The organism is Paracoccus sp. SSK6 (assembly GCF_039770665.1).
Lineage (GTDB): Bacteria > Pseudomonadota > Alphaproteobacteria > Rhodobacterales > Rhodobacteraceae > Paracoccus.
The window spans coordinates 1-23,242 of sequence record NZ_JBDPNJ010000030.1 but is presented as its reverse complement, the minus strand read 5'-3'; the positions used below and the strand labels follow the sequence as shown (position 1 = coordinate 23,242).

Sequence of the window (23,242 nt, the reverse complement as noted above, 5' to 3'; positions counted from 1 at the left end):
TCCGGCGCCCCCAGGTTCCTGGAGAACCCGGAGGCTGCGAATTCCCTTCCTGGGGAACGTCATGCTGCTTTCGGCTGAAACCCCTTCAGGCAACGGATCAACCCTTTTCAGGGATGCCATGCTGAATCAGCGGTCAGCCCGGCGACTGCCCTCAACGCGCCAGAACAGCCTTCAGCACGCGAGTCAGGTCCGCCCTGGCGGTGACGCTTTTCGTCACCGAGCGCCAGGCGACATGATGATCCGGGCGGACAAGCAGGCAGCCATCGTCGCGGATCTCGGATAGGCGGGCCCAGTCGCCGCTGTGATCGACATGGGTCTGGCGCGGGCCGATCACATGGGCGGCGATCTCGATCCCCAGTTCCGCCGCCAGCGCCTCGGCCGCCTGGACCCAGTCCTCGCCGCCAAGCCCGGTCAGCAGGGTAAAGCGGCCATGCCCGCACAGATCCAGCGTCGAGACTTCGGCCCCCGTGTCGTGACGGTATAGCCAGGCATGGGGCAGCCGCGCGCCGGGCCAGGTGGTGGGCTGGTAATGCAGGTCGGCATCCAGCGAAAAGGCGGGCTCGATCTGACCGTCCGTCACCACCGCCTCGGATCGGTAGCGCTGGTTCATCTCGACGCCATGGGCGTCGAACTCGTATTTCTTGAAGGCGATGGCCTTGCGGATCGCCTCGCGCTGCTCCTCGGCATCAGAGGTGCCCTGGGTGCGGGCCTGCAGGTTCTTCTGCATCTGCTCGGGGCTGACGCCCTCGGCCATGCCGAGCGCGGCGAAGATCGGGCCGGTCTCGGCGATGGACTGGTTGGCGCGGGTGACGATCTGCCGGGCGACCGGCGCGCGTTCCGCGTCATAGCTGTCCAGCAGGCGTTCGCCCGCCTGCCCCTTCAGCACCATCGCCAGCTTCCAGGCCAGGTTGAAGGCATCCTGGATCGAGGTGTTCGAGCCGAGCCCGTTCGACGGCGGATGGCGGTGGATCGCGTCGCCCATGCAGAACACCCGGCCCTGGCTGGTCCGGGTCGCGTAATAGTTGTTCACCGTCCAGGTGTTCGCGGAGACAAGCTCGATTTCCAGATCCGGGTCGCCGATCAACTGGCGCGCGACGCCGGTGGCGAATTCCGGCGTGACCTCGGGCTCGGGGCCGTTGATGTCATAGCCCCAGACGATCAGCCATTCGTTCCAGGGCCGCACCATCCGCACCAGCCCCATGCCGATGCCGCCGACATCCGCGCCCGGCTGCATGACCCAGTAAAGGACCGAGGGCCGGTGCGCGACATATCTGGACAGGTCGGCGCGGAACTGGATGTTCATGCTGCCGCCCACGCCCATCCTGCCCTCGAAGGGCAGGCCCGCATGTTCGGCGACCAGCGATTTGCCGCCATCCGCGCCGACCAGGTATTTCGAGCGGATGGTGAATTCCCTGCCCGACAGCCGGTCGAGGCAGGTCGTCGTCACCCCGTCGGCATCCTGTTCGTGCCGCAGGTATTCGGTGGACATGCGCGCCTGGGTGCCGCGCTGGCAGGCGGTCTTGAACAGCAGCGGCTCCATATAGGTCTGGGGCAGGTCGTTCATCTTCGTGGGGGACGACATCAGATGCTCGGCCTTGGACAGCGGATGGTTGCCCCAGGCCTTCATCCGGCCGATCTCCTCGCCCGCGAGGCTTTCGCAGAAGATGTTCTCGCCCATCAGATCCTGGTGGGTGGCGAACAGATAGGCCTCGTCCTCGACCTCGCGGCCCAGGTCGCGCAGCACCTCCATGGTGCGCTGGTTGGTGATATGGGCGCGGGGCGAGTTCGCCAGCCACCGATAGCGGTTCACCGCCATGTTGGCGATGCCGTAGCTGGACAGCAGCGCCGCCGTGGCCGAGCCTGCGGGGCCCGTGCCGATGATCAGCACATCGGTGCTCATGTCTGCCATGGATGTCCTCCCAAGGATATGCAGTTGGGCGCGGGCCTTCCTGCCCGCGCCCTTTCAGGATCAGACGGCGGGTTCGACCCCCGCCCATGCGGCCTGCAACAGGCCGCGGATGCCGTCGCGCGTCACGGGACGCGGATTCCAATAGGGATTGGCCGAGGCCAGATCGGCCGCCCGGTCCAGATCGCCTTCCTTCAGGCCAAGATCGCGCAGCGCCAGGGGCGCGCCGGCTTCACGCGCGAAATGCCACAATCCCGAACCCGCATTTCCGTGGCCGAAAAGTTCGCTCACCGGCGCCAGCAGATCGGGCACCGCCTCGGCGTTGAAAGCCAGGGCATGGGGCAGGATCACCGCATGCGTTTCGGCATGGGGCAGATCGAAGCTGCCGCCCAGCGTGTGGCAAAGCTTGTGATGCAGCGCCATGCCAACCTGTCCCAAAACCGTCCCGCACAGCCAGGCGCCGTAAAGGGTCTGCCCCCGCGCCGCCACGTCATCGGGCCGGGCCATGACGGCGGGCAGGCTGTCGCGGAAGGCGCGCAGCCCCTCGACCGCCATCAGGGACGACAGGGGCGAACGGTCGCGCGCGTAAAGTCCCTCGGCGGCATGGGCCATCGCGTTCAGGGCACTGGTCACGGTCATCCCGACCGGCAGGCTGGTCACCAGCTCGGCGTCGTAAAGGATCACCTCGGGCTGGACCCTGGGGCTGGTCAGCGTGGTCTTGACGCCGTTTTCGGTCTGGCCAAGGATTCCCGTCGCCTCGGATCCCGCATAGGTGGTGGGCACCACGATCTGCGGCAGGTCGGTGCGCAGCGCGATGGCCTTGCCCAGGCCCGTGGTCGATCCGCCCCCGACCGCAACCAGCACATCCGCGTCCAGATCGCGCGCCAGGGCCGTCGCCTGTTCCGAGACATCGACCGGCGTGTGCATCACCGCGCCCGTGAAGCGGCCGACGGCCGCCGCGCCGCAGAGCGCGGCGAATTCGTCGGCCATGGCGGCCTGCTGCGGCGTGGTCAGGATCAGCGCCCGGCTGGCGCCAAGCGCCTCGATCTCCTCGGCCACCGTCTTGCGGATGCCGGCGCCGAAACGCACGCGCACCGCGGCGCTGCGCGCGGTGAACTCATCGCGGTAGAAAGACATGGCTCCCCCTTTTCCTGCGGACAAATCTATCGCCCGGAAACAGAAATATTGATCGGATGTGCGCGCTGTAATATCGCTTTGCGCTATGAAACTCGACAGCGAACATCTGGAAATCCTGGCGGCCATCGTCGAACAGGGCGGGCTGACCGAAGGGGCCGAGGCCCTGGGCAAGTCGCAGCCCTCGGTGTCGCGCTCGATGGCGCTGCTGGAGGCGCGCATCGGCCTGCCCCTGTTCGAGCCGGGACGCCGTCCCCTGCGCCCGACCGAACTGGGCGCCAGCCTGGCGCGCCTTGGCAGCCGCATCCACCGCGCCAACAAGGAGGCAAGCCTGCTGGTGCAACGCTATCGCCAAGGGCTGGCGGGGCGGCTGCGGGTCGGCGGATCGCCGATCTTCATGGATGGCGTGGTGGCCTCGATGATCGCGGAATTCCAGTCGCGCCATGCCGATGTGCAGATCGACCAGTCCTATGGCTATCTGAACCAGCTTGAAGCGGGGCTGCGGAACGGCGGCCTGGATGTCGCGATCCTGCCGCTGCATCCCGGACAGGTGCCCCCGGATCTGGAATTCACGCCGCTTCTGTCGGGCAACAATGTCATCGCCTGCCGCGCGGGCCATCCCCTGACCCGCACGCGCGGCATCACGCTGAACCATATCGCGCCCTATGCCTGGATCGCGCCGCCTGCCGACAGCCCGCTGTACCGCGACCTGCAGCGGGCGCTGAAATCCATCGGGCAAGAGGATTTCCGGGTGAACTTCTCGGGCGGCACGCTGGCTTCGATCCAGTCGGTGCTGACCGGCTCGGACGCGCTGACCGTGCTGCCCTATTCGGTGGTGTTCCTGTCGCGCCGAACCATCCCGCTCGAGGCGCTGCCGCTGAAGATCGATCATGCCGAACGCCAGCTGGGCATCCTGCGCGTCTCGGACCGTCAGTTGCCGCCGGCCGTGCGGCAACTGACGGCGTTCCTGCTGACCGAATGCCAGCGGCTTCAGGCACGGATGGACCATGACCAGCAGATCACCCGTCGGCGCGGCTGATCATTTCAGCGCCACATAGGTCGCGGCATCCAGCAGCGCGATCCTGACCGCCACCGTCAGGCCGCTGACGCGCGACAGGCTGTCGCGCAATCCGGCCGCGACCTGTTCCAGCCGGTCGCGGGGCCGCGGCATCAGGTGCAGCTCCACATTGATGTCGGGCTGATCGGGCAGCGCCAGCACCGGCAGCACCGCGAACTGGCAGGCGGCGGGCGGAACCTCCAGCAGCCTGCACAGCATCGCGCGCAGGTCCGGCAGCAGGCCGGAGACGGTCGGCCGCACCGCGTCGTAGCAGGCCTCGTCGATATAGATCTTCACGTTGGGCATGGCGGCCTCAGACCGGGACCAGGACGAAATCGAAGGGCGAGCGCCACAGCGTATCGCCGTCCTCCAGGCGTTCGTAGGGGGCGACCAGGGTGTCCTTGACGCCGAACACCGCGTCCGAGGTCAGGTATTCATCGCCGCCCACGAAGGTATGCGTAACCAGCCGCTGATAGCCCGGCGCGGTGACCAGATAATGCATGTGCGCGGGCCGGTAAGGGTGGCGGCCCAGATGCCCCAGCATCTGCCCCACCGGCCCGTCGTCGGGGATCGGATAGCTGACCGGCTTGATGCCGCGAAAGGCATAGGCCCCGTCCGGCCCGGTGACAAAGCGGCCGCGGTTGTTCCATTTCGGCTGGATGCCCGGCTGCTGCACGTCGTAATATCCGTCGGCATTGTCGGACCAGACATCGACCGTGGCGCCCTCGACCGGATTGCCGTCCAGATCCAGCACCCGTCCCTCGAAGAGGCAGCTTTCGCCCTTGCCGTCCAGGCTGATGGTGTCGCCCATCTGCCGGATCGGCGCGCCGTCCACATGGAAGGGACCGAAGACGGTGTTTTCGGTCGCGCCCTCGGGGCGGCGGTTGTTGATCGCATCGACCAGCATCGACACCCCCAGCACATCGGACAGCAGGATGAATTCCTGCCGTTCGCCCGAACAGATCTGGCCGGTGCGGGTCAGGAAACCGATGGCATATTCCCATTCCTCTTGCGTCAGGCCGACATCCTTCACGAAATCATGCAGGTGCCGGACCAGGCTTTCCATGACGGCCGCCAGCCGGTCGTCGGTCTGCGCGCCCATGCGCCCGTTCACGGTGGCGGCCGAATTGGCTTCGGTGAAATAGCTCACGATCCTGTCCTCCTTGTGGATCAGTTGTCTGGCCGGGGCGCCGCATGGGACAGCGGCACGGGATCCAGGCCGGTGCGTTCGATGAACCCGCCCCACAGGCCGCGGCGCGCGAACAGCATGATCGCGATGCCGATCAGCCCCAGGACGATCAGATAAACGGTGCCGTAATCGGCCAGCAGGCGCTGCAGTCCATGGAAGACCAGCACGCCCACGACCGGGCCGGGCAGCGTGCCGATGCCGCCGATCACGACGATGAAGATGACGAAGGCGGTCCAGTCCAGCAGCGAAAAGGCCGCATCGGGGGAAATCCGCCCGATCTGGATGAACAGAAGCCCGCCGCAGATGCCCGTGCCGAAGGCCGTCAGCAGAAAGACCAGCGCCTTCAGCCGCACGGGATCGACGCCCACCGAACGCGCCGCGACCGGATTGTCGCGCACGGCCTGCAAGCCCAGCCCCATGCGCGACCGCAGAAAGGCCCAGCTTGCCACCAGCATCGCCACCGCCAGCGCCAGCGCCAGCCAATAGGTCAGCGCATCGACCGCCGCGGCCCTGGACCCGCCGATCAGGGCGCGGATGGCCTCGATCCCGGGCATGTCCTGCACGGCGGACTTCGGAAGCGCGGTGCCGGTGCCACCGCCCAGTGCCTTCCACTGACTGAAGCCCAACCGGGCGATGTCGGCCACCGCCCAAGTGCCGATGGCGAAATAGGCGCCGTTCAGGCGGAAGGTGAAGAAGGCCACCGGCACCGACAGCGCCATGGCGACCACACCGCCCGCCAGAAGACCCGCCAGCGGATCCATGCCCCACAGGATGACGCAGGCGAACATGCCGTAGGCGCCGATGCCCACAAAGGCCTGCTGGCCCACGGACACCAGCCCCGCAAAACCCGCCAGCATGTTCCAGTTCAGCGCCAGCACCAGCAGGCACAGGACCATGAACAGATCCTGCACCAGCGCGCGGCTGCCGATCACCGGAAGCGCCGCCAGCAGGACAACCGCCAGAAGCAGGATCACGGGAAGAAGCATCTTTCTCATGGCCCCGTCCCTAATCATTGGCGCGCGGAAACAGCCCGCGCGGGCGCACAAGCAGCACGGCCACGAAGGCCAGATGCCCCGCCAGGATCTGCCATTCGGGGTTCAGCGCCGCGCCGAAAGCTTGCGCCACGCCGATCACCAGCCCCCCGGCCAGCGTGCCCCACAGGCTGCCAAGGCCGCCGATGATTACCGCCTCGAAGGCGTAAAGCAGGCGCGCCGGCCCGGCCGAAGGGTTGAAATTCGCCCGTGCCCCCAGATAAAGCGCGGCAATCGTCGCCACCACCAGCGCGATGCCGGTCGCCACCGCAAAGACCCGCTGCGGCCGGATGCCCATCAGTTGCGCCGTCACCGGATCGTCCGAGGTGGCGCGGAAGGCCCGGCCCAGCGCGGTGCGGTAGAAAAGCCGGTTCAGCCCCAGGATCACCGCCACGGCGGAGGCAAAGGTGATCAGCGGCATCACCCCCAGGTTGACCGGCCCCAGGGCCAGCAACTGCGCCTCGACCGGGCCCACGGGCAGCTTGCGGCTGTCAGCCGAAAACCCCATCAGCAGCGCGTTCTGGATCACCACCGACAGGCCGAAGGTCACCAGAAGCGGCGGCAGGATATCCTCGCCCAAGACACGGTTCAGAAGCGCCGTCTGCAACAGCCAGCCCAGGGCGAACATCGGCGGCAGCGCAAGGGCTGCGGCCAGAAAGGGGTTCAGCCCAGTCGCCGTGCCGATCCCCAGGATCAGATAGGCGCCCAGCACGATCAGGTCGCCATGGGCCAGGTTGACCAGCCGCATGATCCCGAACACCAGCGACAGCCCGGCCGCGAACAAGGCGTAAAGCCCGCCCAGCATCAGCCCCTGGATCAGCGTGTCCAGCCAGATCATCCCTGCCTCACCCCGAAATAGGCGCCGTGGATCGCCTCGCGACCCAGATCCGCCGGGGCGCCCGACAGGGTGATCCGCCCTTCCATCATGCAATGCACGCGGTCGGCCACCTTCAGGGCCTGGCCGATATCCTGTTCGACGACGACAATGGCGGTGCCGCTGTCGCGGATGGCCGGGAAGGCGGCATAGATTTCGCGGATCACCACCGGGGCAAGGCCCAAGGACAGCTCGTCGCACAGCAGCACGCGCGGGTTCGACATCAGCGCCCGCCCGATGGCGACCATCTGCTGCTGGCCACCGGACAGCGCGGTGCCGGGATGGTCCCTGCGGTCGCGCAGCACCGGAAACAGGTCGTAAATGCGGGGCAGCGTCCAGAAGCCGCCGCCCTGCCGGGCATGGGCGCCGATGCGCAGGTTTTCCTCGACCGTCAGGCTGGGAAACAGGCGCCGCCCTTCGGGCACCATGGCCACGCCCGCGCGCAGGATCTCGGGCGCGGCCATCCGGTCCAGCCGCTGCCCGTCCAGCACCACCGACCCGCCGGTGACCCGCGCGATGCCGGTGATCGCCCGCATCAGCGTGGTCTTGCCCGCCCCGTTCGCGCCGATGATCGCAAGGGTCTGGCCCGGATCCAGCGCCAGATCCACCCCGAACAGGGCCTGGAAATCGCCGTAATGGGCCGTCAGCCCGGTCACTTGCAGAAGCGCGCTCATGCCTCGATCCCCAGATAGATCTCGCGCACCTCGGGGGCGGCCATGACCTGATCGGGCGCGCCGATCATCAGCACCCGGCCGAAGTTCAGCACCATCAGCCGCGTCACGACGGCGGTCAGCGCGTGCAGCACATGCTCGATCCACAGGATCGCGGTGCCCTCGGCGTGAATGTCGCGGATGGTGGCGATCAGTTCGCCGCATTCGGCCTCGGTCAGCCCGCCCGCGATTTCGTCCAGCAGGATTACGCGCGGCTTCGTCGCCAAGGCGCGGGCCAGTTCCAGCCGCTTGCGATTCAGCAGAGGCAAGCCCCCCGCCTTGCGGTCTGCCAGCGGCGCCAGCCCGGTGCGGCGCAGGATGTCCATGCAGTGGCCGGGCGCCTGCGCGGCATCGACGCCACCCCCGAAACGCGCCGCGACCAGCAGGTTCTCGTAAACCGACAGGTGATCGAAGGGCTGCGGGATCTGGAAGGACCGGCCGATGCCGCTGGCGCAGCGCTGCATCGGCGTTTCGGCGGTGATGTCGCGCCCGTCCAGGCAGATAGCGCCCCGGTCGGGACGCAGGTTGCCGGTGATCAGGTTGAACAGCGTGGATTTCCCGGCGCCGTTCGGGCCGATGATGCCCAGCGCCTCGCCGGGGGCCAGATCGAAGCTGACCGCCTCGGCCACCGTCAGAGAGCCGAAGCGCTTCGACACATCCCGCAGCGACAGAATCGCCATGGCCCCCTTCCTTTCTGGCCGGTCTTCCTGATGCCACCCTAAGGGCGGGCCAGCGCGAACTGGATCGGATGAACCGGCGGCAATATCGCCTTGCGTTATGAAGACGCGCCCCTGGCGGGGAGGTCAGCGGAACACATCGCGGCTGTCCTCGGCCATCAGGGTCAGGCTGATGCGGCCGTCCGCCGCCTCTCGCAGCCGGTGCCAGCGCCGGTCCAGATAGACCAGCGATTCCAGTTCCGGCGCGTCGGGGGCATGGCCTGCCTCTCCCTCCAGCAGTTCCGCCACCACCACGGTCGCGCCCTCCACCGGCAGCGAGCCCTGGATCCGCGCGCGGAACCATGTCGCCACGCCGTCATAGCGCGGCTCGCCCGTGGGCAGGCGCTGCCAGGCGACATCGGGGCCAAAGCGGTCCGCCCCCGGCGTCGCCCCAAGCTGCGCCAGCGCCAGGTCGTCATAACGCAGCAGATGGATCACGATCCCGCCCGCCGCCAGCACCGCCGCCGTCGAACCCGAGCGCGACGACAGCGAAAAGGCCACCGTGGGCGGCTCCGCGCTGACCGAGATCAGCGAGGAAACGGTCATCGCCACCGGCCTGCCGCCAGGATCGGCGGTGATCACCGCCACCCCGGCGGGATGGCAGCGGAAGGCCTCTCGGAAGGCCTGCGAAAGCGGTTGGTCGGTCATCTGCGCGCTCCGAATGCTGCCGGGACAGGGGTGTCCCCGCCCCGGCGGGTGCCTACTTCTTCTCGATCAGGTCATAGAACTGCCAGACCCGGTCGGTCCACTGGCCGCCCAGTTCGCGGCCCGCCGACGTGACGATGGACGGCGCGATGGTGAAGTGGTTCGCCGCCACCATCATGTCGCGGAAGGTGCGCTGGATCACGCCCGCGCGCAGCCCGGCGCCGCCCGAGGCGCGATAGGCGAAGTTGCAGACATCGACGCCGACCTCGTGGATCTGGGCCTTGGCCAGATGGACAAGGCTGATCTGGCGGGTGCTCATCATCTGGCCGCTTTCGGCCAGATGCTCGATCTCGCCCCAGACCTCCATGACGAAGGCGCGGGCGGCGCGATAGCTGGCCTCGGCGCGGCCATAATCGTGCCAGAACTTCTCGCTTTCGCCGATCAGCCCGGCGCGGCCGGATTTCGACCGCGCGAAGCCCGCGATCTCGTCCAGCATCCGCCGCCCGGCGCCCATGGCCCAGCCGGTATGGCCGATGGCGGCAAGGCCGACGATCCCCAGGCTGAACAACTCCTTCAGACGCTGCGGCGGCGCGGTCAGGATGGGGAACACCAGATCCTCGGCGATGAACACGTCCTCGGCGGAATAGTCGATGGACCCGGTGCCCTTCAGCCCCAGCACGTCCCAGTTGCCAAGCTGGTTGTGTTCGGGAATGGGCGCATGGGCGCACATGACGATGACATTGCCCGCTTCGTCCTTGGCGGGCTTGCCGGTGCCGTCGTCCACGAAGCAGGCCGAATGCGACCAGGTGGCATGCGAAAAGCCCGAGCCATAGCTCCACTTGCCGGTCAGGGTATAGCCGCCATCGACCTTTTTCAGCATCCCCAGCGGCGCGCCCTGCCCGGAAAAGCGGTTGTCGGTGCCGGGCGCGAACAGGCGTTCCACCGCGCTGTCGGGCAGAAAGGCCGCCGACATCGCGCCGATGCAGCAATGCACCATCGACACCCAGCCGGCCGAGCCGGAATGATAGCTGACGGCTTCCAGCAGCTGCAGCACCTCGGTCGGGCGCATCTGCGCGCCGCCCAGTTCCTCGGTGGCGAGCAGATGCGAGAAACGCAGGGGTTTCAGCAGGGCGAAGGTTTCGGGCGTCAATTCGCCCGCCGCCTCGTCCGCCGGGGCATTGGCTTCAAGCTGCGGGCCGATCTGGGCGATCTGCTTCAGCATCTCGCGGTAATCGACGGACTTGCCCCAATAGCTGTGGTTCATGGGCTTGTTCATCTTGCTCCTCCTCGGGGATGGTTCAGGCGGCGAGGAAATCGCCGATGGTTTTCAGGGTTTCGGGACGTTCCTGCGGCACAAGGTGGCCGGTCTCGGGGACGGACAGGAACTGCGCGTCAGGCAGGTTCTCCAGCCAGATCGGCGCCTGGGACGCGGGCAGCAGCCGGTCCCGTTCGCCCCAGACCAGCAGGGTCGGATTGGTGATCCGCGCCATGAAGCGGCGCAGGTTCGGGTGGCCCATGCCGAAAGGCGCGCACAGCCGCCCGACCAGATCGCCCTCGCGCGCGCGGTCGGCGCCGAAGGATTCGGCAAAGGCCGGATCGCTGCCGTCGGGAAAGAAGCGTCCCGCGACCGCCGGGTCATGGGTCAGATGACCGGGAAAATCCTGCGGCGCGATGCCGCCCAAGGGGGTGGCCGGATGGGCCGGATCGTTCAGCCCGGCGGGCGCGATCAGCACCAGCTTGTCGAAGCGTTCGCGGGCGATGGCGGCCAGTTCGGTGGCCATCCAGCCGCCCATGGAAAAGCCCATCAGGTGCGGTTTTTCCGGCAGGTCCAGCGCATCCATCAGGTTCAGGTAGTGCAGCAGCATGTCCGAGATGTCGGCGACATGCGGTGCGGGGCCGGAAAGCCCCATGCCCGGATGGCTGGGCAGAAGCACGCGGAAGCGGTCGGCAAGCCCTTCGGCGAAATCGAAGCCCTCCAGCGTGGCGGCGCCGTGCAGGAACAGGATCGGCTTGCCGGAGCCGATGGCCTTCACCACCGTCCGCACGCCGCCGATATCGTATTCCAGCGTTTCAAAGTTCACGGCCATGTCTTGCTTCTCCTCAGGACAGTTCGGGCTGGATCAGCACCTTGCATTGCGTGGTGCGGCGGCGCAGGGATTCGAAGACCTGCGGCACCTGCGGCAGGCCGATCCGGTCGGTGATGATGGCCTGCGGCGCGAAGGGGCCGGCGGCCAGTGCATCCAGCGCCATGCCGAATTCATTGCGCTGATGGAAGAAGACGCTGAAGATCAGGTCGATTTCCTTGGACAGCGCGACAAAGGGATCCCATTCGTCGCCGCCGATGCACAATCCCACGCCGATCACCTTGCCTTGCAGCCGCACGGCTTCGGACGCGGCCTGCAGCAGGCCGCGCTTGCCCACGCATTCGAAGACGATGTCGGGCGCACCGCCGCACAGGTCGGCAAGATTTTCGGAAAGGCCGGGGCCGGACAGCGCAAAGCCCGTGGCCCCCAGCGCCAGCGCCCGGTCGCGCTGATGGTCGTGCAGGTCGGCCACCGCCACATGGCTGGCCCCCATCCGCCGCGCCCAGAAGGCCACCAGCAGCCCGATGGGACCGGCGCCGATCACCGCCACCCGGTCGCCGGGCTTCATGCCCGACCGGACGATGCAATGCAGCGCCACCGCCAGCGGCTCGGCCAGGGCGGCGTCGGCCAGCGCCACGCCGTCGGGCAGGCGCTGGCACTGGCGCGCGGCGACGGTGACATGCTCGGCATAGCCGCCGCCGATCAGCACCATGTCGGGGCAGCGGGCCGGATCACCCGCCAGGCAGCGCGGGCAATGGCCGCAGCCGCGCATCGGCACCACCGCCACCCGGTCGCCGGGGCGCAGATCCCGCACCCCGGTGCCCGTCGCCACCACCTCGCCCGCGATTTCATGGCCCAGGACAAAACCCGGCCCGATGCCGAAGGGCTTGGGATCCTCGGTGATGTGCAGGTCGCTGCCGCAGATGCCGCAGCCGGAGACGCGCAGCACGACCTCGTCGGGGGCGGGCGCGGGATCGGGGCGGGTATCGTTGCGCAGCGGCTGGCCCACCGCGTCGAAGATGACGGCCTTCATGGCTTGTCCCTTTCCAGAACCAGATGGCGGCGGATCGGGAACCAGGGCGCATCCCAGCGCCGCGAGATCATGCCCCAGATGCCCGTGCGGGCGTAAAGCGCCACCAGAACCGTCATCCCCCCCAGGACAACGAAATAGCTGGCGCCGTATTCGCCGAAATACCGGTCCGCGATGAAATAGATCAGCGTGCCGATCAGCACCCCCTCGATCGAGGCGATGCCGCCGACCATGACGATGAAGATGGCGATGTTCGACCACATCGGATCAAAGGCCGAGGGCGGGTTGATGCGCAACTGGGCCATGAAATAGACCGCGCCCACCAGCCCGCATCCGACCGCCGCGGCGACATAGATCAGGAACCGCAACCGGCGCACGTTCACGCCCTGGCTGGCCGCCGCCACCGGATTGTCGCGCATGGCGATCAACGCCAGCCCGAAACGCGACCGCAGGAACCAGTAGCTGCCGCCGATGCTGACAAGGACCAGCAGCGCGCAGAACAGCGACATGGCGATGTTGCGCTGAAAGGCGGAATAATCCTTCATCACCGACAGCGACATGCCCGCCCCCGCATTGACCCATGACAGGTTCGAGGCGACCAGGCGGAACACCTCGGCCACGACCCAGGTGCCGATGGCGAAATACGGCCCGTCCAGGCGATGCAGCAGCAGATAGCAGGGCACGGCCAGCACCAAGGGCACCAGCAGCGACAGGAAGACCGCCAGGAACGGGTTCACCCCGAAGATCTGGGCCAGCACGAACAGCGCATAGCCCGCTGCCCCGATAAAGGCCTGCTGGCCCACCGACACAAGGCCCGCATAGCCCGCCAGCAGGTTCCACATCTGCGCGACGGCGACATAGCAGCACAGTTCCAGCACCATGCGGATGGTGCCGGTCTTGGCCCACCAGGGCATCGCCGCCAGCCCGACCACCGCCAGCAGGAACAGCGCCAGCGCGATCCGCCCCGAGGCGGTCTGTCGCCGGATCCGCACCTGCGGCGGCATCATGGAAACAAAGGTCATGGATCAGGCCCTTCCGAACAGGCCCTGCGGGCGCGTCGCCAGCACGAGCAGAAAGACGATATGCCCGGCCAGGACGCCAAAGCCGGGATCGATGCGAAAGCCGATGGCCTGCGCCACGCCCAGCACCATGGCGCCCAGGAAGGCCCCCCAGACCGAACCCATGCCGCCGATGATGACGGCCTCGAAGGCATAGATCAGCTGCGCGCCGCCATCCGCCGGGGCCACGGTCGAGCGCAGCGACTGGAACACGGCTGCAAAGCCCAGGATGCCGACCGCGATCGCCGTGGCCGAGGCATAGACGGCGCGCGGGTTGATCCCGGTCATCGACGCCGCCTCGACATCCGAGGCCGCCGCCCGCAAGGCCCGGCCAAAACGGGTCCGCTTCAGCATCAAGTCCAGCCCCCAGGTCAGCGCGACCGCGAAGGCCAGAACGATCACCGGCAGAAGGCCGATATAGATGCCGCCGATCTGGATCGAGCGGCTTTCGATGCCGCCCCCCGGCAGCGAACGGCTGTTGGCCGACCAGATCTGCAGCATCAGGTTCTGCAAGGCCAGGGACAGGCCGAAGGTGGCGATCAGCGACGGCAGCGGATCCTCGCCCACCACGCGGTTCAGGACGGTCCTCTGCAACAGCCAGCCCAGACCCACCGCCAGCGGCACCAGCGCCGCCATGACGGCGAACGGCCCCAGGCCAAGGGAGGAGGCCAGCGAAATCCCCACCAGCGACAGCAGGATCACCAGATCGCCATGGCTGACATTCACGATCTTCATCACGCCGAACATCAGCGCCATGCCCAGCGCGTATTGCGCATACATGCCGCCCAGCAGCACGCCCTGGACCAGTGCGTCAAACCACTGCATGGGTTCCTCCGAAATAGGCCTTGCTGATCTCGTCGCGCGTGACCGCGCCCGAGGGGCCGGTCAGCGTCACCCGTCCTTCGAGCATGCAGTAAAGCCGGTCGGACGCAGACTGGGCCAGGCCCACGTCCTGTTCGACCAGTACGACCGAGGTGCCCTGCGCCCGCACCTCGGGCAGGGCGGCATAGATTTCGCGGATCACCCGCGGCGCCAGGCCCAGGCTGATCTCGTCGCACAGCAGGACGCTGGGCTGGCACAGCAGCGCCCGGCCGATGGACACCATCTGCTGCTGCCCGCCCGACAGGCTTTGCACGGGGGTGTGGGCCTTTTCCTTCAGGATCGGGAACAACTGGTGCAGCCGCGCCAGCGACCAGCCGCCCTTGCGGCCCAGCCGGTCGGCCTGATCGACGGCCACGCGCAGGTTGTCCTGGACCGACATGCCGGAAAACAGCCGCCGCCCTTCGGGGACGATGGCCACTCCCCTTTGCACCATGCGGTCTGCGGGGGTGCCGCCGATGGGCTGCCCGCCCATGCGCACCATGTCGGGGGCGACCGGCAGCAGCCCCATCACCGCGCGCAGGAAGGTGGATTTCCCCGCGCCATTGGCGCCGATCAGCGCCACGGCCTCGCCAGGGGCGATCTGGAAGTCGATGCCGTAGAGCGCCTGGAAATCGCCATAGCGCGCGACCAGCCCATGCGTCGAAAGAATGGCGCCGGTCATCCCTCGATCCCCATATAGACACGCTTCACGTCCGGGTCGGCGATCACGGCGTCCGGCACGCCCTCGGCGATCTTCTCGCCGAAGTTCAGCACCATCAGCCGGTCGGCCACCGCCAGAAGCGCGTGCAGCACATGCTCGATCCAGACGATGGTCACGCCCCGGTCGCGGATGCGGCGCACCAGCGCGACCAGATCCTTGGATTCTTCGTCGGTCAGCCCGCCCGCGATCTCGTCCAGCAGCAGAAGCTGCGGGTCGGATGCCAGCGCGCGGGCCAGTTCCAGCCGCTTGCGGTCCAGAAGCGTCAGCCCCCCGGCGCGCAGGTTGGCCTTGCCCGACAGCTCGCATTCCTCCAGCACCTGCGCGCAGAAGCCGTAGCTGTCGCGTTCCGAACGGCCGCCCCCGAAGGTCGAGGCCACCAGCAGGTTCTCGAAGGTGGTCATGCCGGAATAAGGGCGCGGGATCTGGTAGGTCCGCCCGATCCCCATCTTGCAGCGCCGGAACGGCGGCTCCCCCTTCAGGGGGACATCGCCCAGGCGGATCTCGCCGCCCGAGGGCCGGATGTCGCCGCTGATCATGTTGAACAGCGTGGTCTTGCCCGCGCCGTTCGGACCAAGGATGCCCAGCACCTCGCCGCGATGCACGTCGAAGCTGACGCCATGCAGCACCCGCACCGCGCCAAAGCTTTTCGACACGTCGCGGGCGGCAAGGTGAATCTCTCCGGCCATTCCGATCCTTTCGGCCTGATCGCTGGTGTCGCGCATGATCACCAGGCGATCGGGACGATCTTCTGTTCCGGCGGGAACAGCTGGTTGACGGTGTTATCGACGATCTTCAGGTCATAGGGCCAGTTCGCGCCCTGAACCCATTGTCCGCCAAAGATAGGCATCGTGCAGATGTTGCGGTGCGGCGTGCCCGCGAACCGCACCGGGCCGCAGACGGTGGACAGGTCGGTGGCCGCCATGGCCTCGCGGTTGGCTTCCCGATCCAGCGGATCGGTTGATCGTTTCAGGATGTCGATCGCCACCTCGATCAGGGCGTGGGAATAGCCCAGCGGCTGCGTCCACTGGCGCTTCTGGTCCGCTTCCCACTGTTCGGCGATCTCGCGCCCGGTCTGGCCGGTCAGCGACGACTTGAAGGGGAAGGCCGGGGTCCACCACACTTCGGTGGTCATGCCGTTGCCCAGGCCGCCCATCGCCTCGACGCCGCCGGGAAACAGCAGCGCCGCCGCCACCGTGATGGCCTTGGGCTTGAACCCCTGCTGGTTGCACTGGGTCACGAAGGTCTTCAGATCGTCGGGATAGGCGATGCCGCCGATGATCTCGCAGCCCTTCGCCTTGAATTCCGCGATCTGGGCCGAGAAATCGTTGGTGCGCGGCTGGAAATAGCCCGGAATCACCACCTCGTAGCCCGCCTCACGGGTCGGCGCGGGCAAGCCGTAATCCTCGTTCCCCCAGGTTTCGCCGTCGATGTTCTGCGGGAACAGCATTCCCACGACCTTGTTGCTTTCAAGCCCGTTCCACAGCCCGACATAGGTGTTCAGCGCCTCGTCCAGGCCCCAGAAGAAATGATAGGTCCAGTCGAATTCGCCGCCGCCGCGCGGCATGATGACCGCCTGCCAGGGCGCCCCGGCCGAGATGCAGGGCGCTTCATACAGTTCCGACTGCTCCATGACCGGCAGGATCGTGTCGGTGGTCGAGGCGGGCACCATCAGATGCACCTCGTCGTTCAGGATCAGGTCGCCGGCGATCTCGGCCGCCTTGTTAGGGTTGGACTGGCTGTCCCGCTCCAGGATCTCCAGCTCATAGACGTCGCCATTGGCCGACGTGATGGTGCCCCCCAATGCCGCGCGGATCTTCTGGACGGTATAGCCGTCCGTTTCCCCGAAAAGGCCCAGCGGGCCGGTCGCGGGGGTGATATAGGCCATCCTGATCCGGCCCGCTGTCTGCGCGCGCAGATAGCCCGGCAAGGCCAGCGTCGAGATCATCCCTGCGCCTGCGCCGCGCAGCAGCGTGCGACGGCTGATGCCCAATCTGACAAGCCTGTTGTAGTAGGTCATCGTGTTTCCTCCCTTGTGGCCGCTGATCCCGCCTCCTCCCAAGGCAGGAACGAGCGGCCCTGGTTTCAGGTCATGCGGGTCAGGGCGCCGCCGTCGATCACGATCAGCGACCCGGTGAAGAAGGCGCCCGCGGGCGAGGCCAGCAGCAGCGCCAGCCCCTTGATGTCCTCGACATCGCCGATGCGGCCGATCAGGGACTGGCTTTCGAAGGCGGCGCGGTCGGCCTTGTTGCGCAGCCGCCCGCCCGCGATGTTGGTGATGAAGGGGCCGGGCAGGATGGCGTTGACGCGGATGCCATAGGCGCCCAGTTCCATCGCCATGTGGCGCACGAAATGGTTCACCGCCGCCTTGGCGGGCATGTAGCTGGTGCCGACGATGCTTTCGTTGATCTGCGACGCGATGGAGGAGGTGACGATGATCTGCCCCCCGCCCTTGGGCTTCATGTGCCGGACGGCGTTCTTCACCGTGGTATAGACCGAGGTCAGGTTGATCTCGATGCCGCGATCCCATTGGCTGTCGGGGATGTTCTCGATGGCGCCGTCGGGATTGCGTTCGCCCTCGGGCGTCATGAAGCCCGGACCGGGGTCGATGCCCGCATTGGCAAAGACCGTGTCGATGCGGCCATGGCGTTCGGCCACCGCGTCGAAGGCCGCTGCCATTGCCGGGCGGTCGCCGACATCCACCTGCTGGCCCCAGATCTCGCCGCCGCCCTTGGCCAGTTCGGCCAGGGTGCGGTCCAGCCCGCCACGGTCGATGTCGAAAATGCAGACCCGCGCGCCCTGTTGCAGCATGATCTCGGCATAGGCCCGGCCGATGCCGCTGGCGCCGCCGGTGACGATCACGGATTTCCCGCGCACATCGAACATCGCTTCCAATGAAGCCAAGGCATCCTCCCTTTTCTGCCCCTTCCGTCCACGGCAGGACAGGACGCCGCCGCGACCGGCCCCGAGAGGCAGGCAAAGCGGCATCGGCCGGGGAAACCCGGAACCACGCATCCGTCCTGACGAGAAGGCCTCGCCCGCCTCCCAGAGGGCGAAACCACTACCTGCATGAAGCGGTCCGCACTCGCGCAAGTCAAATGCGAAAAGCCGCCCTTAGCATAGCAGTTCGATATATAGCGGCGCGCCGCTGTCTCCTGCCCGGTCAGGCCAAGGCCTCCATCCGGCCGCCGGTCGGAATCTCGGGGGCAGCGCCGTTCTCGACGATCACCAGGTCATAGCCGCCGCCCTCTTTCCTGCGCCACTGCCCGCCGGTCAGCGGCGTCTTGCAGACGTTGCGGGCGGCGAAATCCGGCACGCCCGCGCCGTTCCAGGCGATCGGGCCTACCACGGTGGTCATGTCGGTCGCGGCCACCGCCTCGGCCACGGCATCGCCGTCGCCCGTGTCATCGACCCGGCCCATGACATTCGCCGCCACTTCGAACAGCGAATGGACAAAGCCGATCGGCTGGGTCCAGGGCCGCCCGGTCGCGGCGGTGAAATCCGCCGCCAGTTCGGCCGAGCCTTTCCCCGTCAGGGTCGAGGAAAACGGGTGCGAGGGCGACCACCACACCTCGGAAGACAGGTTGTGCCCGGCCTCGCCCAGCGTTTCCACCGATTGCGGGAACAGCAGCGCCTTGGCGACCGTCACCGCCTTGGGTTTCAGCCCCTGCTGACGCATCTGCGCCCAGAAGGTGGCGAAATCGGGCGGGATCAGCACGCCGGTGATGATGTCCGTATTGGCCGTCTTGAAGGCATTGATTTGGGACGAAAAATCGTCCGACAGGTTCTGGAAGCTGCCGGGATTGGTCAGCGCGTAGCCCCGTTCGGCCAGGCCCGGTCGCAAGCCGGTATCCGGGTCGCCCCAGGCATTGCCGTCGGCGTCGTTCGGGAACAGCCCGCCCACCGTCTTGGCGGTCTGAAGCTGGTCCCACATGGCGGTATAGACCGCGATCACGTCCTCCATGCCCCAGAAGTAATGGAAGGCGTAATCGAAGGGTTGCCAGCTTGCCGGGTCGCGCGGATTGCCCTGCTGGCCGATGAACCAGGGCTGCCAGGGGGCGACAGTGGTGATGCAGGGCACGCCCTCGCCCTCGCAGACCCCGGCCACCGGATTGGTGTTTTCGGGCGTCGAGGCCGCCAGCATCAGGTTCACCTCGTCGCCCAGGATCAGTTCCTTGGCGACCTCGGCGGCGCGGTTCGGGTTCGACTGGCTGTCCTTGACCACCACCTCGAAGTCGCGGCCCAGTTCCGATGCAAGGAAGGTCTTGATGTTCCAGTCGTCGCTTTCCGCGAAACCGGCCAGCGGGCCGGTCCGGGGCGTCACATAGCCCAGCTTGATCCGCGCGCCCTGCGCGATGGCCGGGGCGGCCAGATGGGGCGCGGCAAGCGTCAGCCCGGTGGCCGCCGTCGTATGCAGGAATTTCCGTCTGGTGAACATCTCATCCTCCCCTGATGATCTGCGGGCGGCACCCGGTCCGCCTGCGCCTTCCCCTTGCGGCAAGCATGACCTTTCGAAGGGCGGTTTTGTTTAGGATCTTGAGCGGCCAGCATAACCCGGCGCTATGAACCGCCCGGCCCGTTATCGTGCCGAGGCCATTCGCGGGGCGCGACCCGCCGCCATGTCGTCCAGGATCGCGGCCAGCATCGCGATTTCGGCATCCGACACCTCATGCGCCCGGCCGGGAAACAGGTCGGTGCGCAGCGCGGCCTTGGACCGGCCCAGCACCAGCGCGGCTTCGGCAAAGGCTTCGACCGGGATCCACGGATCGGCGTCCGAGCCGGTCAGATAGACAGGCAGCCCCGCAGCAAGGTTTTCGGGACGCGCGTCGCCCGCCACGCCGACCCGGCAGCCGGTCAACGCCGCCAGCGCATCCGGCGCGTCCCGTCCCGCCAGCGCGTATTCCAGCGACAGGCAGGCCCCTTGCGAGAACCCCGCAAGCAGAAGCGGCAGGCCGGGTGCTGCGGCGCGGGCATCCCCGATCAGGCGGCGCAGTCCCGCCAGCCCGTCTGCCAGGGCCGCGCGGGTGTCCGGCGTCAGCGGATCGACCGCCCTGGCGGCATACCAGCTTGCCCCCGGTGCGCGCGGCAGCAGAAAGGCGGTGCCCGGCGCGTCCAGCCGTGCCAACACATGCGACTGCATCTCCCCGGGCGATTGTCCCCGCCCGTGGACAAGAACGCAAAGCGCCCTTGCCACCGTCAGGTCCGCACCGCAGCGCAGCACATCCAGCACCGCCGTCATGCGAACTCCGCCTCCTCAAGCCCGGCGCGCAGCTCGTCCTCGCGGTCCTTGAACCAGGGCGGGAAGACCAGCGTCTTGCCGATCTCGCCCGGCGCCTCGTCGCGCGCCCAGCCTTGCGGCGTGGTCCAGGCCAGTTCGAACAGCGCGCCGCCAGGGCTGCGGACATAGCAGGACTTGAAGTAGTTGCGGTCCTTCTGTTCGGAAATGTCGGTGAAGCCCAAGCCCTCGATATGGGCGCGCAGCTTCATCTGGTTTTCCTCGTCCCCGGTGTTCAGCGCCAGGTGGTGGATGGTGCCGCCCGCCAGGGTCCAGGTGCCCTGGTTGCTGTCGCGGTCCACGATCACCTCGACCCGCTGCACGACGCCATTCGCATCGGGAACCCGGAAGACCAGCCCTTCCTCGCTGTCGGCCTCCTTTTCCAGCGGCAGGGCGATGGTCAGGAAATCGTACATCGCGGTCCGGTCCATCACCGCGACCGAGGCGCCATAGATGCCCTTGATGCCATGCGCGCGACCGATGCCCTGCGCCTCGTTGACGATGGCTTCACGCGTGTCACCGTCGCTTTCGACCAGTTCATGCGGGATGCCGCAGGGATGGGCGAAGACCACGCGGGTCGTGCCGAAGCGGGCGACCTTGGCGGCGGAAATCCCGCGTGCGTTCAGCCGGTCCACCCAGAAATCCGCAGCGCCCTTGGGGATCGACTGCATGATGGCGCGCGACTGGTTGGTCCCGCGCCGGCCATAGACGCCGGGCTTGCGGAACGGGAAGGTGGTGATGATGGTCGAGGCATCGCCGTTGGGCGAACCGTAATAAAGGTGATAAACCGGGATCACCCCGTCGAACAGGACGGTGCGCTTGACCGAATGCAGGCCCAGCGCCTTGGTGTAGAAGTCGAAATCCTCCTGCGCGCCGTCCGTGGACAGCGTCAGGTGATGGAATCCGCTGATAGGGTTCATGGTCTCTCCTCCATTTGCAATGTCAGCTTTGGCCCGCCCCCAGCGGGCACAGGGCAAGTTTCACATCAAGCAGATGCTCGCGCGCGCCCGTTCCGGTTCGGATGGCCCGGAAATCCGCCAGAAGCTCGGGCCTGACGCCGAAGATCGCATCCCGGCCGATGGCGGGATCCGCCCGGTCGAAGATATGCGTGGTCAGCGTCTGATGCCTTGGGGCGGTGACCCGGAAATGGACATGCGCCGGGCGTTCCAGCGGACAGCCAAGCGCCGCCATCAGCCGCCCGACCGGCCCGTCCGAAGGCAGCGCATAGCCCCCCGGCCTGACGGTCAGAAAGTCGAACCGCCCCTTCCGGTCGGCCCGAAGCCTGCCGCGCAGGTTGAATTCGGGCTGGCAGTCGGGCTGCTGGTTTTCATAGATCCCGGTGGCATTGGCGTGCCAGACCTCGATCACGGCACCGGGCAGGCCGCGGCCCTCGACATCGGTGACCTGCCCCGAGACCCGCAGCCGCTCGCCCTTGCCGTCGCGCGACAGATCGGAGCCCAGGGGCAGTTCCGGCGCATCCGCGCGATAGAACGGCCCCGTCACCGTGTTGGGGGTCGCGCCTTGCGGTCGATGGGCGTTCATCTCCTCCACCAGCGCGGAAACGCCCAGCACATCCGCCAGCAGCACCCATTCCTGGCGCCTGTGATCGGTCTGATGGCCGACCTCGGTCAGAAAACCCAGGGCTTGGCGGAATTCGCTGGTGGTGGGATGCAGTTCGGCGACCAGCAGGTGCAAGTGACGCGCGATCAGCGCGACCGAATCCCCCAGCCGCGACGCTGCAGCCGCCGCCAGCCGGCGCTGCAGAGCCTGCCCGATCCCGTTCAGCGCGGGTTGGGCTGGATCCTGTGACGGCTTGCGGCAGTCATCCATTCCGGCGGGGCCTCCCCTCCCCTGTGACAGTCTGGTAGCACGGCCCCGGCGGAAACTGCTTGAGTTTTGCCGCCCGCAATATAGCAGTTTGCTATGCGACTGAACGAACGCCACCTTATGCAGCTTGCCGCGGTCCTGGACGCCGGCGGCGTGTCCGAAGGCGCGGCCATGCTGGGCCTGACCCAGCCCGCGGTCAGCCGCTCTCTCTCGATGCTCGAGGCGCGGGTGGGCGAGCCGCTGTTCGTCAAGGGCCGCCGTCCCTTGCAGGCGACGCCGCTGGCGGCACAACTGGCCGCGCAGGGCCGCGTCATCCTTGCCGCGTCGCGGCAGGCCTCGGATGCGGTGCAGGGCTTCGTCAAGGGCAGCAAGGGCCTGGTCCGGGTGGGCGGGGTGCCCTTCTTCATGGACGCGATGATCAGCCGCATGATCGGCGAGTTCCAGTGCCGCGAGCCCGAGATCATCATCCAGCAGAGCTACATGAACCTGCCCGAAGTGACCGCGGCGCTGGAGGGCGACCAGCTTGACCTGGGCATCGTCGCCGTGGGCGAGGTTTCCTCGGGCCCCGCCTTCGAGTTCACCGAGATCCTGCCTGGCCGCAATGTCGTCGCCTGCCGGCCGTCCCACCCGCTGATGCGCAAGCGCCTGATCGAGGCCGGGGATCTGACGGCCTACCCTTGGGTCGCGCCGCTGCCGGGTTCGCCGCTGATGTCGGACCTGCAGATGATCCTGATGAGCATCGGCATGTCGGACCTCAACATCCGCTATTCCGGCGGCTCGCTGATGAGCGTGGTGAATTTCCTGGCCGAAACCGACGCCCTGGCCGTCCTGCCCTTTTCGGTGGTCTTCGCCCTTCGCGACAGCGGCCATGTCACTGTCCTGCCGTATCAGATCCCGCAGCCCAACCGGTCACTGGGGATCATGCGCAGGGCGGGCGGTCCGCGCAACCCGGCCTCGGACCGCTTTGCAAGCCACGTCATCGTCGCCTTCGACAGCCTGCGCCACGCGATCAAGCGCCACGAGACGGCGGTGATCTGGGGGCATTCCTAGCTGTTTGGAGCGGCTATCCTCGGGCAGCGCGATGCGCAACGGCGCCACAACTCCTCCGCCCACCTCATCCAGTTGTG

Annotated in this window: 24 protein-coding genes; 2 read left to right on the top strand and 22 right to left on the bottom strand. The window is 67.4% G+C overall.

All coding sequences use genetic code 11. From position 1 onward, the window contains the following. Window positions 1-151: 151 nt before the first annotated feature. Together AAIL68_RS14790 and AAIL68_RS14785 are read right to left on the bottom strand one after the other, a co-directional pair. Window positions 152-1,909 carry an FAD-dependent monooxygenase gene (locus AAIL68_RS14790; RefSeq protein ID WP_347140517.1) on the bottom strand — a complete coding sequence of 586 codons (1,758 nt, stop codon included), beginning with the start codon at window positions 1,907-1,909 and terminating at the stop codon, window positions 152-154. A gap of 60 nt (window positions 1,910-1,969) precedes the next feature. Further along, window positions 1,970-3,043, bottom strand: a complete 1,074-nt coding sequence (locus AAIL68_RS14785; protein ID WP_347140516.1) for a maleylacetate reductase — start codon at window positions 3,041-3,043, stop codon at window positions 1,970-1,972. 85 nt (window positions 3,044-3,128) lie between these two features. Between AAIL68_RS14785 and AAIL68_RS14780 the strand changes: the two genes are divergently transcribed. Continuing rightward, window positions 3,129-4,079 (top strand): LysR family transcriptional regulator, encoded by a 951-nt coding sequence (locus AAIL68_RS14780; protein WP_347140515.1) that lies wholly within the window; start codon window positions 3,129-3,131, stop codon window positions 4,077-4,079. On the opposite strand, the gene AAIL68_RS14775 is transcribed toward AAIL68_RS14780, so the two are convergent. From AAIL68_RS14775 to AAIL68_RS14680, 20 genes are all read right to left on the bottom strand, one after another. Beyond that, window positions 4,080-4,403, bottom strand: coding sequence for a hypothetical protein (locus AAIL68_RS14775; RefSeq protein WP_347140514.1), 324 nt, complete (start codon window positions 4,401-4,403; stop codon window positions 4,080-4,082). Between the two features lie 7 nt (window positions 4,404-4,410). Continuing rightward, window positions 4,411-5,247, bottom strand: a complete 837-nt coding sequence (locus AAIL68_RS14770) for an intradiol ring-cleavage dioxygenase (RefSeq protein WP_347140513.1) — start codon at window positions 5,245-5,247, stop codon at window positions 4,411-4,413. Window positions 5,248-5,267: 20 nt separating this feature from the next. Beyond that, entirely contained in the window at window positions 5,268-6,281 is a 1,014-nt protein-coding gene (locus AAIL68_RS14765) for a branched-chain amino acid ABC transporter permease (protein WP_347140512.1), read from the bottom strand. Between the two features lie 10 nt (window positions 6,282-6,291). Continuing rightward, window positions 6,292-7,155 carry a branched-chain amino acid ABC transporter permease gene (locus AAIL68_RS14760; protein WP_347140511.1) on the bottom strand — a complete coding sequence of 288 codons (864 nt, stop codon included), beginning with the start codon at window positions 7,153-7,155 and terminating at the stop codon, window positions 6,292-6,294. Further along, window positions 7,152-7,865, bottom strand: a complete 714-nt coding sequence (locus AAIL68_RS14755; RefSeq protein ID WP_347140510.1) for an ABC transporter ATP-binding protein — start codon at window positions 7,863-7,865, stop codon at window positions 7,152-7,154. Before AAIL68_RS14755 ends, AAIL68_RS14760 begins: the two co-directional genes overlap by 4 nt. Continuing rightward, the gene (locus AAIL68_RS14750) at window positions 7,862-8,581 is read right to left on the bottom strand and encodes an ABC transporter ATP-binding protein (protein ID WP_347140509.1); all 720 of its coding nucleotides are present in this window, start codon (window positions 8,579-8,581) and stop codon (window positions 7,862-7,864) included. The genes AAIL68_RS14755 and AAIL68_RS14750 overlap by 4 nt, the downstream gene beginning before the upstream one ends. A 123-nt stretch (window positions 8,582-8,704) precedes the next feature. Continuing rightward, window positions 8,705-9,265 (bottom strand): flavin reductase family protein, encoded by a 561-nt coding sequence (locus AAIL68_RS14745; protein WP_347140508.1) that lies wholly within the window; start codon window positions 9,263-9,265, stop codon window positions 8,705-8,707. 52 nt (window positions 9,266-9,317) lie between these two features. Then, window positions 9,318-10,538, bottom strand: coding sequence for an acyl-CoA dehydrogenase family protein (locus tag AAIL68_RS14740; RefSeq protein WP_347140507.1), 1,221 nt, complete (start codon window positions 10,536-10,538; stop codon window positions 9,318-9,320). A 22-nt stretch (window positions 10,539-10,560) separates the two neighbouring features. Continuing rightward, on the bottom strand, window positions 10,561-11,349 hold the full coding sequence (locus tag AAIL68_RS14735; RefSeq protein WP_347140506.1) for an alpha/beta hydrolase: 789 nt from the start codon (window positions 11,347-11,349) through the stop codon (window positions 10,561-10,563). 13 nt (window positions 11,350-11,362) lie between these two features. Beyond that, a complete protein-coding gene (locus AAIL68_RS14730; protein ID WP_347140505.1) occupies window positions 11,363-12,379 on the bottom strand; it encodes an alcohol dehydrogenase catalytic domain-containing protein in 1,017 nt (338 codons plus the stop codon). Next, the gene (locus AAIL68_RS14725; RefSeq protein ID WP_347140504.1) at window positions 12,376-13,398 is read right to left on the bottom strand and encodes a branched-chain amino acid ABC transporter permease; all 1,023 of its coding nucleotides are present in this window, start codon (window positions 13,396-13,398) and stop codon (window positions 12,376-12,378) included. The genes AAIL68_RS14730 and AAIL68_RS14725 overlap by 4 nt, the downstream gene beginning before the upstream one ends. A 3-nt stretch (window positions 13,399-13,401) precedes the next feature. Further along, the gene (locus AAIL68_RS14720; RefSeq protein WP_347140503.1) at window positions 13,402-14,259 is read right to left on the bottom strand and encodes a branched-chain amino acid ABC transporter permease; all 858 of its coding nucleotides are present in this window, start codon (window positions 14,257-14,259) and stop codon (window positions 13,402-13,404) included. Beyond that, on the bottom strand, window positions 14,246-14,977 hold the full coding sequence (locus AAIL68_RS14715) for an ABC transporter ATP-binding protein (protein WP_347140502.1): 732 nt from the start codon (window positions 14,975-14,977) through the stop codon (window positions 14,246-14,248). Before AAIL68_RS14715 ends, AAIL68_RS14720 begins: the two co-directional genes overlap by 14 nt. After that, window positions 14,974-15,738: an ABC transporter ATP-binding protein gene (locus AAIL68_RS14710; RefSeq protein WP_347140501.1), complete on the bottom strand. Its 765-nt coding sequence runs from the start codon at window positions 15,736-15,738 to the stop codon at window positions 14,974-14,976. Before AAIL68_RS14710 ends, AAIL68_RS14715 begins: the two co-directional genes overlap by 4 nt. Before the next feature lie 2 nt (window positions 15,739-15,740). Then, window positions 15,741-17,033, bottom strand: coding sequence for an ABC transporter substrate-binding protein (locus AAIL68_RS14705; protein WP_347140500.1), 1,293 nt, complete (start codon window positions 17,031-17,033; stop codon window positions 15,741-15,743). A gap of 65 nt (window positions 17,034-17,098) precedes the next feature. Further along, a complete protein-coding gene (locus AAIL68_RS14700; protein ID WP_347140499.1) occupies window positions 17,099-17,917 on the bottom strand; it encodes an SDR family oxidoreductase in 819 nt (272 codons plus the stop codon). Between the two features lie 259 nt (window positions 17,918-18,176). Continuing rightward, complete coding sequence (locus AAIL68_RS14695; RefSeq protein WP_347140498.1) at window positions 18,177-19,451, bottom strand: ABC transporter substrate-binding protein; 1,275 nt, start codon at window positions 19,449-19,451, stop codon at window positions 18,177-18,179. Between the two features lie 141 nt (window positions 19,452-19,592). Then, the gene (locus tag AAIL68_RS14690) at window positions 19,593-20,252 is read right to left on the bottom strand and encodes a hypothetical protein (RefSeq protein ID WP_347140497.1); all 660 of its coding nucleotides are present in this window, start codon (window positions 20,250-20,252) and stop codon (window positions 19,593-19,595) included. Then, on the bottom strand, window positions 20,249-21,208 hold the full coding sequence (locus tag AAIL68_RS14685; RefSeq protein ID WP_347140496.1) for a glyoxalase: 960 nt from the start codon (window positions 21,206-21,208) through the stop codon (window positions 20,249-20,251). Before AAIL68_RS14685 ends, AAIL68_RS14690 begins: the two co-directional genes overlap by 4 nt. A 22-nt stretch (window positions 21,209-21,230) precedes the next feature. Then, window positions 21,231-22,118 (bottom strand): dioxygenase, encoded by an 888-nt coding sequence (locus AAIL68_RS14680; RefSeq protein ID WP_347140495.1) that lies wholly within the window; start codon window positions 22,116-22,118, stop codon window positions 21,231-21,233. A gap of 93 nt (window positions 22,119-22,211) precedes the next feature. Here AAIL68_RS14680 and AAIL68_RS14675 point away from each other — a divergent pair, with 93 nt between their 5' ends. Next, on the top strand, window positions 22,212-23,165 hold the full coding sequence (locus AAIL68_RS14675; protein ID WP_347140494.1) for a LysR family transcriptional regulator: 954 nt from the start codon (window positions 22,212-22,214) through the stop codon (window positions 23,163-23,165). Window positions 23,166-23,242: the final 77 nt, after the last annotated feature.

Coding starts and splice junctions, on each gene's coding strand:
- AAIL68_RS14790 (WP_347140517.1), bottom strand. CDS start 1,909: ATGGCAGACATGAGCACCGATGTGCTGATCATCGGCACGGGCCCCGCA.
- AAIL68_RS14785 (WP_347140516.1), bottom strand. CDS start 3,043: ATGTCTTTCTACCGCGATGAGTTCACCGCGCGCAGCGCCGCGGTGCGC.
- AAIL68_RS14780 (WP_347140515.1), top strand. CDS start 3,129: ATGAAACTCGACAGCGAACATCTGGAAATCCTGGCGGCCATCGTCGAA.
- AAIL68_RS14775 (WP_347140514.1), bottom strand. CDS start 4,403: ATGCCCAACGTGAAGATCTATATCGACGAGGCCTGCTACGACGCGGTG.
- AAIL68_RS14765 (WP_347140512.1), bottom strand. CDS start 6,281: ATGAGAAAGATGCTTCTTCCCGTGATCCTGCTTCTGGCGGTTGTCCTG.
- AAIL68_RS14760 (WP_347140511.1), bottom strand. CDS start 7,155: ATGATCTGGCTGGACACGCTGATCCAGGGGCTGATGCTGGGCGGGCTT.
- AAIL68_RS14755 (WP_347140510.1), bottom strand. CDS start 7,865: ATGAGCGCGCTTCTGCAAGTGACCGGGCTGACGGCCCATTACGGCGAT.
- AAIL68_RS14750 (WP_347140509.1), bottom strand. CDS start 8,581: ATGGCGATTCTGTCGCTGCGGGATGTGTCGAAGCGCTTCGGCTCTCTG.
- AAIL68_RS14745 (WP_347140508.1), bottom strand. CDS start 9,265: ATGACCGACCAACCGCTTTCGCAGGCCTTCCGAGAGGCCTTCCGCTGC.
- AAIL68_RS14740 (WP_347140507.1), bottom strand. CDS start 10,538: ATGAACAAGCCCATGAACCACAGCTATTGGGGCAAGTCCGTCGATTAC.
- AAIL68_RS14735 (WP_347140506.1), bottom strand. CDS start 11,349: ATGGCCGTGAACTTTGAAACGCTGGAATACGATATCGGCGGCGTGCGG.
- AAIL68_RS14730 (WP_347140505.1), bottom strand. CDS start 12,379: ATGAAGGCCGTCATCTTCGACGCGGTGGGCCAGCCGCTGCGCAACGAT.
- AAIL68_RS14725 (WP_347140504.1), bottom strand. CDS start 13,398: ATGACCTTTGTTTCCATGATGCCGCCGCAGGTGCGGATCCGGCGACAG.
- AAIL68_RS14720 (WP_347140503.1), bottom strand. CDS start 14,259: ATGCAGTGGTTTGACGCACTGGTCCAGGGCGTGCTGCTGGGCGGCATG.
- AAIL68_RS14715 (WP_347140502.1), bottom strand. CDS start 14,977: ATGACCGGCGCCATTCTTTCGACGCATGGGCTGGTCGCGCGCTATGGC.
- AAIL68_RS14710 (WP_347140501.1), bottom strand. CDS start 15,738: ATGCGCGACACCAGCGATCAGGCCGAAAGGATCGGAATGGCCGGAGAG.
- AAIL68_RS14705 (WP_347140500.1), bottom strand. CDS start 17,033: ATGACCTACTACAACAGGCTTGTCAGATTGGGCATCAGCCGTCGCACG.
- AAIL68_RS14695 (WP_347140498.1), bottom strand. CDS start 19,451: ATGTTCACCAGACGGAAATTCCTGCATACGACGGCGGCCACCGGGCTG.
- AAIL68_RS14690 (WP_347140497.1), bottom strand. CDS start 20,252: ATGACGGCGGTGCTGGATGTGCTGCGCTGCGGTGCGGACCTGACGGTG.
- AAIL68_RS14685 (WP_347140496.1), bottom strand. CDS start 21,208: ATGAACCCTATCAGCGGATTCCATCACCTGACGCTGTCCACGGACGGC.
- AAIL68_RS14680 (WP_347140495.1), bottom strand. CDS start 22,118: ATGGATGACTGCCGCAAGCCGTCACAGGATCCAGCCCAACCCGCGCTG.
- AAIL68_RS14675 (WP_347140494.1), top strand. CDS start 22,212: ATGCGACTGAACGAACGCCACCTTATGCAGCTTGCCGCGGTCCTGGAC.